General features: G+C 58.1%; 12 protein-coding genes, 1 tRNA gene and 4 pseudogenes. 9 read left to right on the top strand and 8 right to left on the bottom strand.

The window, feature by feature from the left end:
• Positions 1-339: 339 nt before the first annotated feature.
• A complete protein-coding gene (locus NDY25_RS16390; protein WP_168959872.1) occupies positions 340-2,403 on the top strand; it encodes a ferritin-like domain-containing protein in 2,064 nt (687 codons plus the stop codon).
• Between the two features lie 15 nt (positions 2,404-2,418).
• Positions 2,419-3,390, top strand: a complete 972-nt coding sequence (gene bufB / locus NDY25_RS16385; RefSeq protein WP_256627569.1) for an MNIO family bufferin maturase — start codon at positions 2,419-2,421, stop codon at positions 3,388-3,390.
• Here bufB and NDY25_RS16380 read toward each other — a convergent pair.
• A complete protein-coding gene (locus tag NDY25_RS16380; protein WP_256627568.1) occupies positions 3,351-4,214 on the bottom strand; it encodes an IS3 family transposase in 864 nt (287 codons plus the stop codon). The genes bufB and NDY25_RS16380 overlap by 40 nt on opposite strands.
• A 91-nt stretch (positions 4,215-4,305) precedes the next feature.
• Positions 4,306-4,404 (bottom strand): annotated as a pseudogene (locus NDY25_RS16375) (transposase); the annotation flags it as partial.
• A 72-nt stretch (positions 4,405-4,476) separates the two neighbouring features.
• Between NDY25_RS16375 and NDY25_RS16370 the strand changes: the two are divergent.
• Positions 4,477-5,438 (top strand): annotated as a pseudogene (locus NDY25_RS16370) (IS1595 family transposase).
• Between the two features lie 98 nt (positions 5,439-5,536).
• Here the strand turns inward: NDY25_RS16370 and NDY25_RS16365 are convergent.
• A complete protein-coding gene (locus NDY25_RS16365; RefSeq protein ID WP_233366555.1) occupies positions 5,537-5,773 on the bottom strand; it encodes a hypothetical protein in 237 nt (78 codons plus the stop codon).
• A 328-nt stretch (positions 5,774-6,101) separates the two neighbouring features.
• On the opposite strand from NDY25_RS16365, the pseudogene NDY25_RS16360 reads away from it, so the two are divergent.
• A pseudogene (locus NDY25_RS16360) lies at positions 6,102-6,838 on the top strand (DNA/RNA non-specific endonuclease).
• A 76-nt stretch (positions 6,839-6,914) separates the two neighbouring features.
• Here the strand turns inward: NDY25_RS16360 and NDY25_RS16355 are convergent.
• A complete protein-coding gene (locus NDY25_RS16355) occupies positions 6,915-7,310 on the bottom strand; it encodes an H-NS histone family protein (RefSeq protein ID WP_104552384.1) in 396 nt (131 codons plus the stop codon).
• A gap of 1,196 nt (positions 7,311-8,506) precedes the next feature.
• On the opposite strand from NDY25_RS16355, the gene NDY25_RS16350 reads away from it, so the two are divergent.
• The 3 genes and pseudogenes from NDY25_RS16350 to NDY25_RS23215 all read left to right on the top strand — a co-directional run bounded on the left by NDY25_RS16350 (position 8,507) and on the right by NDY25_RS23215 (position 11,367).
• Positions 8,507-9,043, top strand: a complete 537-nt coding sequence (locus NDY25_RS16350; RefSeq protein ID WP_168959884.1) for an AAA family ATPase — start codon at positions 8,507-8,509, stop codon at positions 9,041-9,043.
• A gap of 2 nt (positions 9,044-9,045) precedes the next feature.
• Entirely contained in the window at positions 9,046-10,719 is a 1,674-nt protein-coding gene (locus NDY25_RS16345) for an adenylosuccinate synthetase (protein WP_168959885.1), read from the top strand.
• 49 nt (positions 10,720-10,768) lie between these two features.
• A pseudogene (locus NDY25_RS23215) lies at positions 10,769-11,367 on the top strand (DUF7002 family protein).
• Positions 11,368-12,241: 874 nt separating this feature from the next.
• Here the strand turns inward: NDY25_RS23215 and NDY25_RS16325 are convergent.
• The 4 genes from NDY25_RS16325 to NDY25_RS16310 all read right to left on the bottom strand — a co-directional run bounded on the left by NDY25_RS16325 (position 12,242) and on the right by NDY25_RS16310 (position 16,407).
• A complete protein-coding gene (locus NDY25_RS16325; protein WP_256627565.1) occupies positions 12,242-12,733 on the bottom strand; it encodes a hypothetical protein in 492 nt (163 codons plus the stop codon).
• 105 nt (positions 12,734-12,838) lie between these two features.
• Positions 12,839-14,176, bottom strand: coding sequence for a site-specific integrase (locus NDY25_RS16320; protein WP_168959901.1), 1,338 nt, complete (start codon positions 14,174-14,176; stop codon positions 12,839-12,841).
• A 251-nt stretch (positions 14,177-14,427) separates the two neighbouring features.
• A tRNA-Gly gene (locus tag NDY25_RS16315) sits at positions 14,428-14,501 on the bottom strand.
• A 121-nt stretch (positions 14,502-14,622) separates the two neighbouring features.
• Positions 14,623-16,407 (bottom strand): autotransporter outer membrane beta-barrel domain-containing protein, encoded by a 1,785-nt coding sequence (locus NDY25_RS16310; RefSeq protein ID WP_168959902.1) that lies wholly within the window; start codon positions 16,405-16,407, stop codon positions 14,623-14,625.
• A 190-nt stretch (positions 16,408-16,597) separates the two neighbouring features.
• Here NDY25_RS16310 and thiS point away from each other — a divergent pair, with 190 nt between their 5' ends.
• Both thiS and NDY25_RS16300 read left to right on the top strand, forming a co-directional pair.
• On the top strand, positions 16,598-16,798 hold the full coding sequence (thiS, locus tag NDY25_RS16305; RefSeq protein WP_168959888.1) for a sulfur carrier protein ThiS: 201 nt from the start codon (positions 16,598-16,600) through the stop codon (positions 16,796-16,798).
• Positions 16,799-16,847: 49 nt separating this feature from the next.
• Entirely contained in the window at positions 16,848-17,642 is a 795-nt protein-coding gene (locus NDY25_RS16300) for a thiazole synthase (RefSeq protein ID WP_006448449.1), read from the top strand.
• The last annotated feature ends 46 nt before the right edge of the window (positions 17,643-17,688 follow it).

Raw genomic sequence — 17,688 nt, 5'->3', positions numbered from 1 at the left:
ATGACCAAGTGGTCTCGTGTCTTGATCTGCCAACTTGGCTCAGCCACTGATGCGCTCGGTCACGAAAGCCCAGTAGGCCTGGTCACGCATTGCCGTTCCCAGGCGCACTGAGCAATTGACTCGCCTTGCGGCCAGGTTTATACGTCGAAGCAATCGACGACACTTTCCGAGGGTTCGCCAAGAAACCAATAGAGCGCCCTTGATCTCCAGGTGTGCCTAGATGCAAGGACTGCACGGACGGATGCAGTTCTCGTCGCCACTGGGATGGATGGATGCGCTACACACGCATGCGATCTCGCCACCCAGCCGAATGCTAGGACATCCATGGAGAAGGTTTGTATGAGCGCGACCGAAACGCACGCCACATTAGGCATTATTCCCAAAGCCCCCCGCCAGATCGTCGAACAACCGCTTGCCAATTTCGAGGCCGATAAAGCGGCATTGCAAGCCTTAGTCCAGGCCGCTGTCAATGTAGAGCTGTTCACCGTCCCGCTTTACATGTGCACAATGAAGTCCATCCAGGGCACGCATGCGATCAATGCCAATGGCATTTCCTACTACAAGGGCCGTCGCTGGCCGGGCATGGCAACCGGGACAATACCGCTTGGTGCTCCACCCGAACAGACCGCTCCGCAACGCGCTTACAACCTGCTGTTCTCGGTCTTTATCGATGAGATGCTGCATCTGCAGATGGCTGCAAATCTGTGCGGCGCGGTCGGCGTCACCCCGACCTTCAATAGCCCGCTCCTGCAAGACGCCAATTACAACTGGATCTGCTACGGCCCCACGCAAACCGTCATTCCGCACATCATCGATCTGCAAGACCTTGAAGACGGCACGGTCGGCAGCGGGCTGAATGTCGATCTTGCGGGCCTGACTGACGCGCAAGTGGCGCTGTTCACGGTGATCGAGGAAAACCACGACACCGCACGCGCCAAGATCAAGCCATCGGTGCTTGAAACAACCTATTTCCCGACCGTGCCGTTCAACGGCTGGACCGCGACAAATACGGAAGTGGATCTGCCGAAATTCGGAACGATCGGCTGGATGTATTTTTGTCTATTCCAATACATCACACTCAAATACGAGGACAACCAGACCTTGTGGGAGAAGGTGTTCACCGGCCCTACTGGTCAGCGCGATTTGTTCAACACCGCCACCAGCAAGATCCAAAAAGAATACCCACAGCTCAACACCCAGATCACCGAAACCCATCCCCTGGCTGCCGCAGCGCAGGCCATCTACATGATGTATGCCATCTGCGATCAAGGCGAAGGCGGGATTGACTGGCAGACCACCAGTGCATTTCTCGGGATGATCCACGAGCGTGCATTGGAAACCGGGGCCGAACTCGCCACCCTCAACAGCGTGATCGTGCAGTTCCAGCCCGACGAAGCGGCGTTGGCCAACAACTATCCGTCCTACACCGACTCGGGCGACCCGGCGCCCTCGGCAGATGCGGCTGCGCGATCAAGCAATGGTGGACAGGATCATTACGAACGCTTCGAGCAGCTGCTTGATCTGGTCGATCAGGTGGAGACGTGGAGTGAGTGGCACGCGGTCTCCGGCAACATCTGGACAGAGGCGCTACTCACCAGTGCCGATTTCGACCCTGCCACGGCGCCGACCACCATCCCCAAGCCATCCGAGGTGGCAACGGCTCTCAACAACTTGAAGCAGCTTAACCCCGTCGACTTGGACAACGTCGCGCAAGGTTCGCTCGCCGGCATTACGACCGTGTTGACCAAATCCTGGGGTGATCTGTCTGTCGACTTCCCGTTCCCCTCCATGGTCGGCTCAGGGGATCGCATGGGGTTGTATTGGGCCGTCTATGGCAGCGCGCCGACCTTGCGGCAAGGGATGGCGGCACAGCCCACGAGCGCCCTGCAACACGCCTGCCAGGGCCTGGCACTGGATGCCTCTGGCGGGAACTGTGCGGCACCGGCCATCTATCACAGCTGCAAAGGCTCCAATACTTGCGCCACGCAAGGAGGCTGTGGCTTTGCTCATGGGGTGAGCGGTGGCGGCAATTGCTCCCAAGCGATCGGAGGACGCGGCGGGTGTGGCCAATCTGCGCCACGTGCTCCGGCGGTAGGTGGCACCTGCGGCCTGCCGGACTTCTTCAGCGCGCCCGCAGACAACAAATGCGCAGGGTTGGGTGGATGCGCCGTGCCCATCTCCGCCTCGCAGTTGTATCCCACGGCCGGCACCATGGAATTGTTCAATTTCACCGATCCGAACAATACTCCCACACCAGTGGCGGAACTGCCCTTCGCCGTGGGCGACTCCGTCTACGACATCGCATGGCAGGCGTTCGAGAAGGTCATGGCCAGCCGCCAGCTGCCACCCGGCACTAAGCCCAGTCCAACGGATCTGCGCATCGCCCTGCCGCCTTCCACCTGACCGGCCGACACGGTGATGCACGCACGTCCGACTCAACCGCACCACGCCCAGGACATGGTGGAAGAACGCTTGCCACTGCCCCGCCTGGGCTTACCCAATCTCGGATTTGGTGTCGGACTGCGTCCCCAACATCTCCCGGCCATCCTGGCCGGGGGAGCGCGGGTGGATTGGTTCGAGATCATTTCGGAAAATTATCTCGATGACGCCGGCTACCAGCGTGCCATGTTGCGCAAGCTGGCGGCTGAGGTTCCCATCGTCATGCATGGCGTCAGCTTGTCGATCGGCTCAGACGCGCCACTCAACAACGATTATTTGCACAAGCTCAAACGGTTGGCAGAAGACATCAACGCCGTCTGGGTCTCGGATCATCTGTGCTGGACCGGGCTTGGCTCTCACAACTCGCACGATTTGCTGCCCCTGCCCTTCAACGCAGAGTCACTGGCCCATGTGTGCGACCGCGTTCTGCAGGTGCAGGACGTGCTCGGCAGAGCGCTGGTGTTGGAAAATCCATCCAGCTATGTGCAATTCCAGACATCGACCATGCCCGAGTGGGAGTTCCTGGCGTGCCTTGCCGAAAGCACGGGTTGCGGCATCTTGCTGGACGTCAACAATGTCTATGTGAGTGCCCACAATCACCGCTTCGATCCCGAGGTGTATCTGCGCGCGTTGCCGCACCGGCAGGTCGTGCAGATCCATCTGGCAGGACCGACGCAATATGGCGACTGCCTGGTCGACACACATGACCAACCCGTTCCTGCCCGCGTGTGGGAGTTGTATGCACTGGCGCAGCAATTGACCGGTGGTGTGTCGACACTACTGGAATGGGATGCCAACCTGCCTGACTACGATGAACTCCTGGGCGAATTGGACAAGGCGCGTCAGGTCATGGAAGGCAGCATGCCGGTGATGGCACCTCCCATCGTGGCCGAGTGTCGACTCCCCGCAATTCAATGCCAGCCAAAACTAGAGGTCTGCGGTAGATGTTGATCACGGAACTCGGCGGGCGTTAGCCCGCCCAGGCTGTCGTGCGGGATCTGCTGGTTGTAGTCGGCCAGCCAGTGTTCGGTCTGTTCGCGGACCTCGCTCAGCGTGCGGAAGAGATGCATGTCCAGCACGCCGCGCCGGTAGCTGCCGTTGAAGCGTTCGATAAAACCGTTTTGCATTGGACGCCCCGGCTCGATGAAGTCCAAGGCGATGCCTTTGCGCTCGGCCCACTCGGCCAAGGCTAATGCGACAAACTCCGGGCCATTGTCCAAGCGAAGTTTGGCGGGGTAGCCACGCCAGGCTGCGATGCGTTCCAAGGTGCGGATGACGCGGGCGGCCGGAAGATTCAAGTCCACTGCGATCGCCAAGGCTTCCCGGCTGAAGTCGTCGATGACATTGAACGTGCGGAAACGTCGACCATCCCACAGCGCATCGAACATAAAGTCGATCGACCATCCAGCATTGGGGCGTGCTCCGCATGTCAGCGGTTGTGGATGACGGGTCGGGACCCGGCGCCTGCTGCGACGACGTGGATTGAGCTTTATCAGGCAATACACGCGCCACACCCTTTGTGATTCCACACATGTCCGCGACGGCGGATGATCTGAAAGAGCTTTCCAAAACCACGCTCGGGAAAAACGCTTGGCCAATTCGGACAACAGCGCAATGACCTCCTCGTCGCGGTCGGGACGACGCCGATAGCGCGCTGTCGATCGAGCCACGCCAACCACCGCACAGGCCCGGCGCTCGCTCCAGCCATGCTGCTCGATGAGCCAGGCAAGAAGCGGGCGCTTGTGCGCCGGGTCTACAGCTTTTTGCGATGACATCCTTCAGTGCATGGTTTTCCATCGCGAGCTCGGCATACATGCGTTTGAGCTTGCTGTGCTCGGTCTCCAGGTCGCGAAGGCGCTGCACGTCAGCTGCCTCCATGCCGCCGTACTTGGACTTCCAGACGTAGTACGTCGCATCGGAAATGCCCAGCTCACGGCATACATCTTCCTGATTAGCCCTGACCATCAGCCGCCTGTCGCAGGATCTGCGCCGCGCTGGGTGGATGCTGCTGTCACCTGAAGCCAACGAGGTGGCGTGATGAGTATCAATGCCGTGCAGTTCCAAGCGGGATTGTCGATGCCTGAGTTCTTCGCGTCCTACGGCACCGAAGCCAAGTGCTATCGCGCGCTTTACAAGTGGCGCTGGCCGCAAGGCTTTCGTTGCCCTGTTTGTGCCGGACGCGTGCGCTCGCGTTTCAAGCGGGGTGCTGCGATCTACTACCATGCAGCGCGTGCCGGCATCAGACCAGCCTGATTGCAGGCACGATGTTCGAAGGCACCAAGCTGCCGCTGCGCACCTGGATGCTGGCGTTGCACCTGCTGACCTCGACCAAAACCAACATGGCCGCGCTGGAGTTGATGCGGCATCTGGGCGTCAACTACAAGACGGCCTGGCGGATGAAACACAAGATCATGCAGGTTATGGCCGAGCGCGAATCCATGCGGAAACTGGCGGGTTTCGTGCAGATCGACGATGCCTATCTCGGCGGCGAGCGTAACGGTGGCAAGGCCGGACGCGGATCGGAGAACAAACAAGCGTTCCTGATTGCGGTGCAGACCGATGCCACCTTCACCGCGCCGCGCTTTGTGGTGATCGAGCCGGTGCGCAGCTTCGATAACACCTCGCTGCAGGACTGGATTGCCCGTCGCTTGGCGCCCGAATGCGAGGTCTACACCGATGGGCTGGCCTGCTTCCGCCGGCTAGAAGACGCCGGCCACGCGCACACCACGCTGGACACTGGCGGTGGTCGTGCCGCGACCGAAACGGCCGGTGCACGTTGGCTCAACGTGGTGCTGGGCAATCTCAAGCGCGCCATCAGTGGCGTGTATCACGCCATCGCGCAAGGCAAATACGCAAGGCGTTACCTGGGAGAAGCGGCCTATCGTTTTAATCGTCGATTCCGCTTGCGCGAGATGCTGCCACGACTTGCCACGGCCATGATGCAATCCACACCATGCCCAGAGCCGGTTTTACGTGCAGCGAGCAATTTTCATGGCTGAGAGTCGGGGCTAATCAGGTACATCTTTGACCTGGCGACCGCCCTCGACCTGCTTCAGCGTGGCGACAATCTGGCTCTCGGTGAACTTGCTCTTGCGCATCATTGGTCTCCTTGGTGGCTAGTGTGCCGGAGACCTCTAGTTATGGCTGGATCAATTTTACGGGGAGTCGACACAACGAATTCGGCATCCTGAGCAGTGAGAGCTTTTGCCTCAATGATCTGCGCCATGCCCGCGAAAGCGCGTAAGAAATGGCATCTGTCAGGACTTGATGCCCGCAACGCCGGCACCGCATCGTCCAAGTGATCAAGGTGGGTTCGCAACTGGGCTCTGTCCATAACCCAGAGTATCGATGGCGCTGTCGCATCGCCTGAGACCGCACCGCCTGTGCCACGCTATGGAACCACCCACTTGCTAGTGGCTCAGGTCGTTGGAGCTGGGTCACAACTTCAAGAATTAGGGATTGACGCTAGAGTTCGTTTGTTAGATACAAGTGACGACCGCGTGCCACATCGTGGCAACAGGGGCGCGGCGCAACCCTGCCACTCGCCCAGTTGGGCTGCCTGCTTCAACTCCGTCAACTCATGCGTTCCTCAACAGGCAACGGCCTTGTTCCGTGCTTGCTGAGCTTGTGCGACCCCAGAAAACACAAGGAGATGTGCTGCTATGCGATTCCGAATCTTCCTCGCCGTGTCGTTGATCACCACGTTCAGTGCTGCGGCCCAGGCCCAAGTGGTCACGCTCAACAAGGGTGGCTACACGTTGAGCTACGACTGCACCAACCGCACCGCGCTGCGCTACGAGTATGTATTGCAAGCCGACACCGGCTCGGCAGCGCGCCCTTCAAGCTTCAACTTGGATACCGAATTACCCAGTGGCTGCGCAGGCCAAACGTCGAGTGCTTCCTATGCCAGTGTGCGTTCTGGCTATGACCGGGGGCACTTGGTGACCTCCAACCACATGGACTACAACGCACCTACATCCGCCGCGCCAACTTGATGTCCAACATCGTTCCGCAGGTGGCTAGCTTCAATCAAGGCATCTGGGTCCGTGCTGAAGAAGTGGCTGAGTGTTATCGCGATATCGCAAGCGTCCAAGTCTATGGGGGCGTCATTTACAGCGACACGACCAACGACTACTTCCTCACCAGTCATGGCATCCGCACGCCGGATTTCTTCTGGAAGACCATCATCACGGCCAATCCCAATGGCGGCTCGCGGGCCATCAGTTGGCTCATTCCAAACAGCGCCACGCTCGGATCGCTGGACAGCTACATCGTCAGCATCAATGAGCTGGAAGACACCTTTGGCGCCAGCACGATTGGCATCACGGCGCCAGCAGACGTCAAGGCGATGCTACCGGCAACTACTTGGCCACAGCCGAGTGGTTGTGACCTGAGCTAATAGACGGCAATCCGCAGACGTAAGAAATGAGTGCCCGAAGTCCCTTCGGGCACTCGTTGCCTCGCATTCGCAAGCCTCAGCCCGGGAAAGCCGGGAACTTCTCATCCGGATGCTTGGCTTTCCATTCTTTGTAAGAAGCACTGCCCTGCCAAATGGTAAAGGCCTTGGGCGGACGACCACGCCCTGACCATGTCTCTTGGTTGTGGGGCAACCAATACTTGGGCGCTACTTCCTTTCTCGTAGAAGCAGCCTTCTTCGGCTTAGCTACACCAGCACCGATCAGAGCCGCAATTTCCGACTTCTGCTTTGCACTGAAGTGATCGGAATATTGGTCAAGTAGCTTGACGATCTCTGAATAGGTTTCAGATGATTGCTGCTGGCGTAGCTGAGCTTCCTGCTCTTCCAACTTCCGAATTTCTTCTGCCAATTTTTCCTTGGCAGCGGCAAGGGCACTCAAAGACGCGGTTGTCATTCAGGACTATTCCAATCGTTTGGTTAGCAAATTATTCGGGAGAAATCTATTGCAGTAAAGCTGCACGGCGATCTATCGACAAGCTCTACCATTCTATCGTATTGCTCCGCAGCGACCTCTGTCTTTTTTGGATATCGGGAGGGCATGAGGCCGGTCGGGCCTCCTCAACTTGAACAGCTTGACTACTGCCACAACCCTTGAAAGCATGTAGGTCAAGACAGGGGAGGGATCGTCGAAGCGACAAGGAATACACGGCTCAGGAGTGGCGGATTTGGATGTGTCTGCTCGCCGAGCATTGAAGCCTCATCTGCGTTGTCCCTATTGCGAGGCGACCGCTCATTTCAGGTCGGCGTCCAAGCCCAGCCCAGGGCGGCGCAGCAAAGTCGCACACTTCTATGCCGGCGGCTTTAACTCTGATTCGCAATACCAACGGTTGTGATCAGAGTTGAATTCGCCACTTCAATAGTCGTCTTTAGCTCGATCCAACCCAGAACCAGGCAAGCCAGCGCTAAGCACAATACACTAAAACGATGACGACTGAGATCGTCAGTTCTGGATGTAATAACACGCCCCAATTGCAAACAGCGCTTCCCAGGAAATCGCAAAGCGGGGCCGCCCAAAGTCCACTCGGCACATCTTGGACGAGCAGGATCAACGCCAAAGGAGCGTAAGAGCCTATAAACAGAAGCAAAGCAGGGAGTAGACGAAACTTCGTAACTGTTCTCGAAGACACCTTTGCTGCGAATCATTTAGGGAAGCGGTCTCACCGTCAAAGACGGTGAACCCTGTGCTTCACAGATCAAGCGCAGCCTGAGCCGCGAAACGCCAAAAGCGTCGCATGTGAGCCTTTGATCTGATGACTGCTACGCAGAGCATTGTCTCACCCCATCAAAAGCCCCTTCCTGCGTCAAGCAGCGCTCTGGTAAAGGCGTTATCGGCTTGGGTGGGGCGGACTTGACGGCGCGTCTAACAATTTGTGATATACAGACTAGGAAGTGAGAGAGCGCAGGAGAGCAATGGAATGACGACACCGGTAGCGAGGATAGTCATTCTCAACAAAACAGGGGAAGCTCACCGGCAAGCGCGGTTGTGGCTGTTTGTCCTGTCTTGTCGACTGACCTCTCCATAGAGCATTATTGATCGGGATAGACCTCAAGCTAGAGTTCGTCAGTCAAAGTGCAGGGGGCGCTTTTAAGATGAATCAAGTCAGGATCGTTCTACTGAGCGGTGCATTTGGTGTAGGGAAATCAGCAACTACCACTGAACTCATCAACGAGTTCGGCTTTCAGAAAGTCAGCACAAGCGCCTATCTCAGAAGCTTCATCCTCGACGCCTCTCTATCCGAGACCGAGCTTCGCCGGCAGCTTCAAGAGGCCGGCGATCGTCTTGATGCTGAGACCGACTACACATGGGTCGTTGATCCGGTAACGATCCGGGCCATTGAGCAAGCGCCGGATACGAAGGGCTGGATCGTTGATGCCGTTCGCAAGGCGCGGCAAGTTGAGCACTTCCGTTCGCGATTTGGATCAGCTGTTCGCCATGTCCATCTTGAAGCGCCTGAGGCGGTGCTCCGTTCACGCTATGCCCATTCTGATGACGACTATTCAAAGGCGGTATCCCACCCCAACGAGGTGAGTGCTCGCTCGCTGCGAAGCATCGCCGATTGCCTGATCGAAACATCAACACAGATGCCCGAGCAGGTAGCGTCTAGCATCATCAAGAGTTGGAGTTGACGATGCCAAGCCACCGGGTGGTCATCATCAGCGGCAAGCGATGTTCAGGCAAAAGTGGCTTGGCCAAAGCATTGGCTGAGCGCTATGGATTTCGCCTCATTTCCACCGATGACATTTTTTCAGGTCAACTCGAACTAGGTAATGGTCATGCGGCCCCTCCCCGTATCGCTCCCGGGACACCAATGCCGGATCGGGATCGATATGGCGAATGGGTCAATGAGAGTGTGCAAAAGATCTACGACTCATTGAAAGAAGGTGAGCCAGGAATTGTCGTGGATGAGGTGCGCTCTGTTGAACAGGTCAATCAGTTGCGTCAACGCTTTCACACTCGACTTACCCATGTGCACTTGTATGCGTCAACAGAAGTACTGCTGCAACGCTACATCGCATCAACAACAGACGATCCGGGCAGCTTACCCTACGACCAGCTTGACGATCTTGATGACGGCGAGATCAAAATTCTCAAAGAGGATGCCGATGTTCGCATCTACACCGTCCGCGCTGACCATGAGGACGCGCTCGTCCGCGTCGCTGCACACCTTCATCTCCTGACGCCACCGGACGTCCGCTGTGTGGATGTGCTGGTTGGCGGACAATATGGCAGTGAGGGCAAGGGCAACATCGTGGCTTATCTTGCTAACGAATACGATGTGCTTGTTCGGGTGGGTGGACCCAACGCTGGTCACACCGTCGCCAATGCCATGGGCAAATCCATTCATCATCAGCTACCTTCCGGTGCGAGCTTTTCTAGGGCAAAACTTTTCTTGGGGCCAGGCTTTACTATCAATGTCCAAGGACTTCTGAAAGAAATCGAGGAATTTGACATCGGCCCTGATCGGCTATTCATCGACCCGCAGGCCACCATCATCGAAGCGGAGGATATCGAACTTGAAAACGGCGGTGTCGTAGGCGCAATTGCCTCAACCGGCAGCGGAAGTGGCGCTGCCAAGGCCCGGCGCATTCTCAATCGCGGAGACGTGGCAAAGCCCGTCCGCCTAGCCCGTGACATCCCCGAACTGGCCCCCTACATCGGCCGAACAGAAGATCTCTTAGAGCAAGCTTATCGCAAGGGTCAGTCAGTTCTTTTGGAAGGCACACAAGGCAGCGCGCTGAGCTTGTATCACGGCGCGTATCCCTATGTGACCTCCCGAGACACCAATGTTGCCGGGTGCCTTGCGGAAGCCGGCATCTCGCCTAGCCGAGTTCGAAAAATTCTCATGGTGGTGCGCACCACACCTATCCGCGTTGCTGACCCAGACGGCGAAGCCGGAAATACCTCTGGAAGGCTCAAATATGAAACCAGCTTCGCCATGATTGCCGAGGCAGCAGGACTGGACGCCGCCGAAGTTCAAGGCGCCGAGATCACTTCCACAACAAAACGCAATCGGCGCGTTGGCTGGTTCGAATGGAGCGAGTTCCGCCGCGCGTGCAACCTCAATGCGCCGACTGACGTTGTGCTGACCTTCGTCGACTACCTAGATGAGGCCAACCAGAAAGCTAGGCGTTTTGACCAACTAACAGACGACACAATCAAGTTCATTGAGGAGATCGAACGTGTTGCCCAAGCGCCGGTATCGCTGATCAATACCAGATTTCCGAAAAAGGATAGCGACTTCAAGGATCTTCGATCCATCATAGATCGTCGCAACTGGACCGCGCGTTCTCACTTGGAGTAAGAGAGTGGACCTGAGCAAGCTCATTGATCGCTATCCGCGTGTCTATCACATGGCCCAAGCTGGCTCTTGGCCCAGCATTCAAGCACGCGGCCTTTTCTCCACGACAGGCGCGCTTGACTCACTCGGCGTTGAGGGCGACCGTCGCACTCATTTTGAGGCCGAGCATCGGCCCGAGATGGCTTCGCTTAGGCCCCACTCACCTGACGATATCGTGCTTCGCGATCAAAAGCCTATGCCTCCTGGCCGATTGGCACATGCACTTCCCGCGCATGTCACCCCTGAGCAGTGGTATCGACTAATCAATGGCAAGGTCTTCTTCTGGGCCGAACGTGAGCGGCTGCTTCGACTATTGAACTCGTATGGCGAGTTCGAACACGATGTCTTGACCATCGATACGGCGAGTCTTTGGCCGCTCATGCGGAAAACACTTGGCTATGCCACATGAACTCTGGCAATACTTGGCCCATCCCCCATCGAAGGGATGTCGACATCTTCAGGCGCATTGCTGACTATCCTGCCAAAGCCAGCGGCGCTCCTGTCAAAGAGGTTGTGGAGCTGGTCATCGACCATGCCGTGCCTGATATCGCTGACCATGTCATCGCGGTCACCCGCATGAAGGGTGAGGTCGAGATCCGAACAATCAGATAGCCTTGCGGGTGAATGCCATCAGCTCTCAGCACGAAGCAATTGCTAGTTGTCAGCGAGGCCTAAACCGCCGCAAGACCGAAAGCAGGCATAGGCATGTCGCATCGAGCGAATCCTCCCCTTATCTGACCCCAAAGCTCTGATCCGGGAGCTAAATGACACACGCTGAATCGAACGAAGCGTGCCTGGCCTCGATCCAACCTCGCTGACCAAACGCTCAGCCCGGATACTTGGGGAATTTTTCGTCCGGATGCCGCTTTTCCCATTCGTTATAAGCAGCAGTGCCAACCCTGATGCAAATGCATGGGAGGATGCCCTCGACCCGACCGGGTCTATTGGGTATGAGGCAGTCAGTATTTGGGCGCGCCCTCTTTCTTTGAAGAAACTGCCTTCTTGGGCTTGGCCGCCCCATGAATGACAAAGCCTGCAATTCCGGACACTGCTGAGCATTGAAGTGCTTGGCAAAAATTTCCAAATAGCTTGACCACCTCATTGAAAGCTTCGGCAGCTTGATGTTGCCACAATTGGGTTTCTTGCCTTTCAAGCTTGCGAAGTTTCCTCTAACCTTGCCTTGGCGGCGGTGATTGAATCAAGGGAAGCTCCTGCCATGACTAACAGTCTTACTGGAGCGAAACTCATTGCGCGCATTCAGGCGACAAGAGTAAACCCTGGGCCCAGCAGATCCATGGCTTAAAAATTATTCCTACTAAGAGATCGAATTGACCTAGCGATCCTGCGGACCTAAACCGTCTGGGCAGAAAAGATCGTGCAGAGAAAGTTTGACAAACACTATCTTAACTGTATATATGAATGAAATTTTAAAAATATTGTCCCCATGAAAGATATAGCAAAAAAGGCAGGAAAGATGTTGATATTCTTAGGATTTCTCGGAATTGGCTGCCTTATTCTTGCCGTCTATATGGCCACACTGATCCAGCTCAGCCTTCACCTTTGAGTTAAAAACCAAAAATGCCAGCAAATAGTTAACAATCGACCCTAAGATTGCAACCAAATCATGCGTTCCACGGAAATATATAACCGCCAACACTGCCGCGAAAGTAATGAGAAGAGATGTGGACTCGTCCTTGAAAGAGGACAAGCCTTTCTTAATGAAATCCTCGTTAGGCAAGAGATTTCCCAGCAAGCTGAAAAATACCCCGGTGAAGCAGGCCGATGAAATCATTAATAACCACAACCTCCTGTCGATAAAATCTCCGAACTTTACAACAATAGGCTTACCGCCCGCGTCAACCAGACCCACGCCCATTACCGGCATAAACTCAGACAGCAGAAATGAAAGCACCAGCCAAAGAAAAGTCGAGAAAAAGCCCTCACAAGGAATGGCCATACAACTGCCCCAAAAAATCACCGACTTTCATATCCCCGTCCATGCTTTTTTGTCCCAATGGCAACCGTGATTCGTGCTAGACAATAGAAATTTTGCTTCGCAAATAACTAGGGAAGTCGAGCCACCTCAAAAAATATTGGACATCGGGAACATCTTAGATCTGTAAATGGGCATTTTGATCAAGGGCGAAAACTTAGCTAATGTCGCCACACGATCTGGAAGTGTGCGTCGATCAATGTAGAACTTCTCCAACACACCCTGCCCTCGCGCATGACCGGTGATTGCCGCAATGGCTGATGCTGATACGCCGGCCTCATCCAGACGCGATGCAATGGTGTGGCGAAAGCCATGAAATCCTTGCCCCTTGGCTGTGATCCCTTGACGTTTAATGTAGACCGAAAACTGTCGGCTCAACTGTCGACCAAAGCCCAGTCCGGTGCTATTGGGCAGATGTGGAAAGATTTGCGTGTGCCCAGCTTGGCGGACCTCATCAATGTAGACAAGAAAACCGGCATCGATGACCGGCTTGGCCAACGGCACAAAGCGGCGGCTGTTCTTGTTCTTGACGCTCTGCCCCTTCCCACCTTGTCGCACGAAGAACCCTGGCACCCCATCGATCGTGTCGATGTCCTCCACCCGAAGCTGCGCGATCTCATTCACCCGTGCTCCCGAGTAAAGCCCAAGCATCGGACCAAACCACCGATGCGGATACTTCTTGGCCCACGCCGGGAAGGCCATTGGATCGAAGATGGCCTTCAACTGGTCATCGGTGAAGGGCTCACCCGTGTCGTCTGCGTCAGGCGTCGAGATCGCACGGATACCGGCCAACGGATTGCTCGCCAAGAGCCCTGCCGACACCAGCGACACCAAGAACACCGACAAGCGCTGTCGATGCTTGGCAACCGTCCAGGCGGCAGGCTCGGGAACTTGATTAGCTTGGGCAAGCGCCACAACGTCCATGACGGCAAGGCCCTTATACGGCGCGCGCTTGGTCGCATTCGACGGCCACCATCGCACAACATCGAAAAATGCGCGCACATGGTCTGCCGTCAATTCGGAAACCGCGAGATCTTGCCCCACGGCACCCGCAAACAAACGCAATGAGTGACGGCTTTCAAGCACTGTCTTGCTGTGGAGCTTGGCACGCCCTAAGTCCCCCAAGTGATCAGCAATCGCTTTGGACAACAGTGGGCCAGACGCCTTGACCTTGCCAGTGCGCCAGCCACTTGGTTTGGTGGGCGCGGCATTTTCGCTGGCTGGCTCGCGCAACAACTCAGCAAATAGCGCTGCGTCTTCGGGGGTATCAATCTGGGCCTTGCCCAGACGCGTGCCGTTAGGCAGCGTCACATCGGTCAATGTGAGTTCGCGCAGTCCTTGTTCTCGAATGCGGCGCAGCACTTCGTCCAGATCCACCGGCTTCCCCTGCCTCAATGCTTGGAACGCTTTCGATAGTGCCATCCCCATGTAGGCAGACACCAGACGCGCAGCGTCGCCGGGGCGAAGATTGAGAGGACGAACAAGAAAACGCGAGCCGACTTGCCCCCGCAAATCAACAGGAACCAAGAAGCGCACGTAGAGGCCTGAAGGCCGATGCAGCAAGAGGGGTTTTGGCAAAACGATACCTCAAACGATACCTTGGGAGGTCGTTCGAGGCGGTCTTCAGTCAGGCGAAATAGTCAGCACGGTCAACAACTTAGCACTGAAATTCGCAAGACTGGAGCGGGCGAAGGGAATCGAACCCTCGTCAGTAGCTTGGGAAGCTACAGCTCTACCATTGAGCTACGCCCGCGTGGCGTTGCGAGAGTTTAGGCGGGTGCGGGTGTCGGGCGCAATGCGCAGACGTGACGAGGGCCGGTTGCCCGGCCCTCGTGTCTTGCAGATCTACCGCGTGGGCAGCTGTGCGGCGTGGATCAGAAGTTGCCGCTGAAATTCACGAACAACGTGGCATCGCGGGCGCTGCGCTGGGCGGTGGTGGTGCTCAGGCCGATATTGCTCTGCAGGCCCCACAGGCCGGTGCGGGCGCCCAGCACGACGGTGGCGTAGTTGCGATCGAAGTTCTGGCCCGGGACGGTGTACATGCCCACGTCCGGCATCGACTGCAGCCAGGCGCTGGCCTCGGTGCCGTCCTTGAACTCGTGGTCGTAGGTGGCCTGCACGTACGGCTTGACCGCAGCACCGTCCAGACGGACCTGGAAGCCGATGCGGCCCACCAGCGAATCGATGTCCTGATCGGCATAGCCCAGCGCGGTGGAGCTTTCGTTGCTTTCGGTGTAGCCGTCGAGCTTGAGCTTCTGCCAGGTCAGGCCGACCACCGGGCCGTACTTGACGTTGCCTTCGCCCAGCGAATAACCGGCGTTCACCGCAGCGGTGAGGTTGCTGCCGTCCGGCGAGCCGCTGTGCACACGCGTGGCTGGCCCGAGCTGCACTTCGCGGTCGACGTCATAGCGCAGCGCGCTGTAGCTGACCTGCGCATTGACCCACACCGGGCCGGTGTACCAGCCGAAGAACGCGCCCAGGGTGGTGTCGTCCTGCTTGAAGCTGCCGTTGCGGTTGCCGAAATCGGCATCCATGCTGCCGAAGCCGGCAAAGCCGCCGAACACCAGATCGCCCGCGCTCCAATCCACACCGAACAGGCCGGCCGGGGCCATGCCGTCGTACAGATCGGCATGGTCGTAGCGCTGCATGTCGCCACGCACGCTGCCCCACCAACGCAGGCCGTCGGCGTCGGGCTTGCCGTCGAGATGCCACGCCACCTGATCGGCGCGTGCGCGGCCAATGGCCTGCGCGGAATGCGTCAGCACCTGCTGCAACCGCGGCGCCTCCAGCAGCGAGATGGCGTACTGGCCCAGGATCTGGTGGGTGGCGGTGGTCGGGTGGATACCGTCGGCGAACACATAGGTGTTCTGTGCGTTGGTCGCGACCAGGCTGGTCGGGTTACACGCCGGCAGCGGCACTGCCGGGTTGCAGGCAGTGCTGGTGACGTTGCTGAAGCCGTAGGTACCCGGATCGGCAACCACTTCCTGCAGGATGTGGAAGGTGTCGACCGGAATCACGCGCAGGCCGGCCGAACGCAGGCCGTTGAACAATGCGGTGTTGTAGGCCGTCGCCGCAGCAGTGCCCTGCGCCATCGCAGCGGCACCACCGGCACGGAAGCGCGGGGTGATGCCCACATCCGGAATGGTCGGCACCATCACGTAGCGCGCGCCGGCAGCCTGCAACGCGCCGACTGCGCCGACCTGCGCGGTGACCGCGCTGCCGATGATGGCCTGCGCCTGGGCCGGCGCCGCAGCGGCGGCGAGCAGATCGTTGGCGCCGCCCCACACGGTGTAGAGCGCATTCGGGTTGGCCTGGCCGCCATTGGCGCTCAGGTAGGTGTTGATCTGGCTGGTCACCGACGGCGCAGCGCCGAGTGCGCTGACCGAACTGGCCTGGATGCGGGCGCCACCGGCCGCGTAGTTGTCGCCGGTCTGGCCGTTGCCGTTGGGTGCGGCGTTGGTGCCGAAATGGTCGGCCACATATTCGGCCCAGACAAAACCGGGGTTGGTGGTGAACTTGCCGGTGACTGCGCGCGAGGCGGCCGGCAGTAACGGGTTGTAGTAGCCACTGTCGGTGAGGCTGTCACCGAAAAACACGGTCTGGTCGAACGCAGACGCGGCCATGGCCGGGGTGGCCGCAATGGCGATGGCAACGGCCATCAGGGAACGGATCGGGCGAAGAGATGTAGCCATGGGAGTGCCTGCTCAAAGGTGTGTGGAACTGGACCGGACCGGCATACGTACGCCGGCGAATGGCACATGGTTTCACCCTCGCCGCCCGCGCTCACGCTGCATTGCCGCATAACGCAAAAACGCGCGCTCCGGCGGCACGCGATGCAACAATGATGACATGAACATCCAACTCAACGGCACCCAGCGCGACGTTCCCGATGACTTGCTCCTGATCACCCTGCTTGAGCAGGAAGGTCTTGCACAGCGACGCGTGGCGGTCGAGGTCAATGGCGAAATCGTGTCGCGCGGGCGGCATGCCACACACCAGTTGCACGCAGGCGATGTGGTGGAGATCGTGCACGCGCTGGGCGGCGGTTGATGCTGCGCGCAAGCCGGCGCAGCTGCGCGCGATCGGTGATAATTGCCCGATGACGACTACTGCCCCCACTGATGCATTGATCATCGCCGGCAAGGCCTACCGTTCGCGTCTGCTGACCGGCACCGGCAAGTTCAAGGATCTGGACGAAACCCGCCTGGCCACCGAAGCGGCCGCCGCGCAGATCGTGACCGTGGCGATCCGCCGGGTGAACATCGGCCAGAACCCGAACGCGCCCAGCCTGCTCGACGTGCTGCCGCCGGATCGCTACACGCTGCTGCCCAACACCGCCGGCTGTTACACCGCCGACGATGCGGTGCGCACCTGCCGGCTGGCGCGCGAACTGCTGGATGGCCACAACCTCACCAAGCTGGAAGTGCTCGGCGACGAGCGCACGCTGTATCCGGACGTGGTGCAGACGCTCAAGGCCGCCGAGCAACTGGTCGCCGACGGTTTCGACGTCATGGTCTATACCTCCGACGATCCGATCCTGGCCAAGCGGCTGGAAGAGATCGGCTGCGTGGCGGTGATGCCGCTGGCCGCGCCGATCGGCTCCGGGCTGGGCATCCAGAACAAGTACAACCTGCTGGAAATCATTGAGAACGCCAAGGTGCCGATCATTGTGGATGCCGGCGTAGGCACGGCATCGGACGCGGCGATCGCGATGGAGCTGGGCTGCGATGGCGTGTTGATGAATACCGCCATTGCCGGCGCGCGCGATCCGATCCTGATGGCGAGTGCGATGCGCAAGGCAATCGAAGCGGGACGTGAGGCGTTTCTGGCTGGGCGGATTCCGCGCAAGCGATATGCGTCGGCGTCGAGTCCGGTTGATGGTGTGATTGGATGAGTGGGTGTGCTGCGTTGACATTGCAGTCGAGGCGCAATGATTGGCA

The organism is Xanthomonas hortorum pv. pelargonii (assembly GCF_024499015.1).
GTDB lineage: Bacteria > Pseudomonadota > Gammaproteobacteria > Xanthomonadales > Xanthomonadaceae > Xanthomonas > Xanthomonas hortorum_B.
The sequence above is the reverse complement of the archived record's forward strand: the minus strand, read 5'-3'. Positions and strand labels throughout refer to the sequence as shown.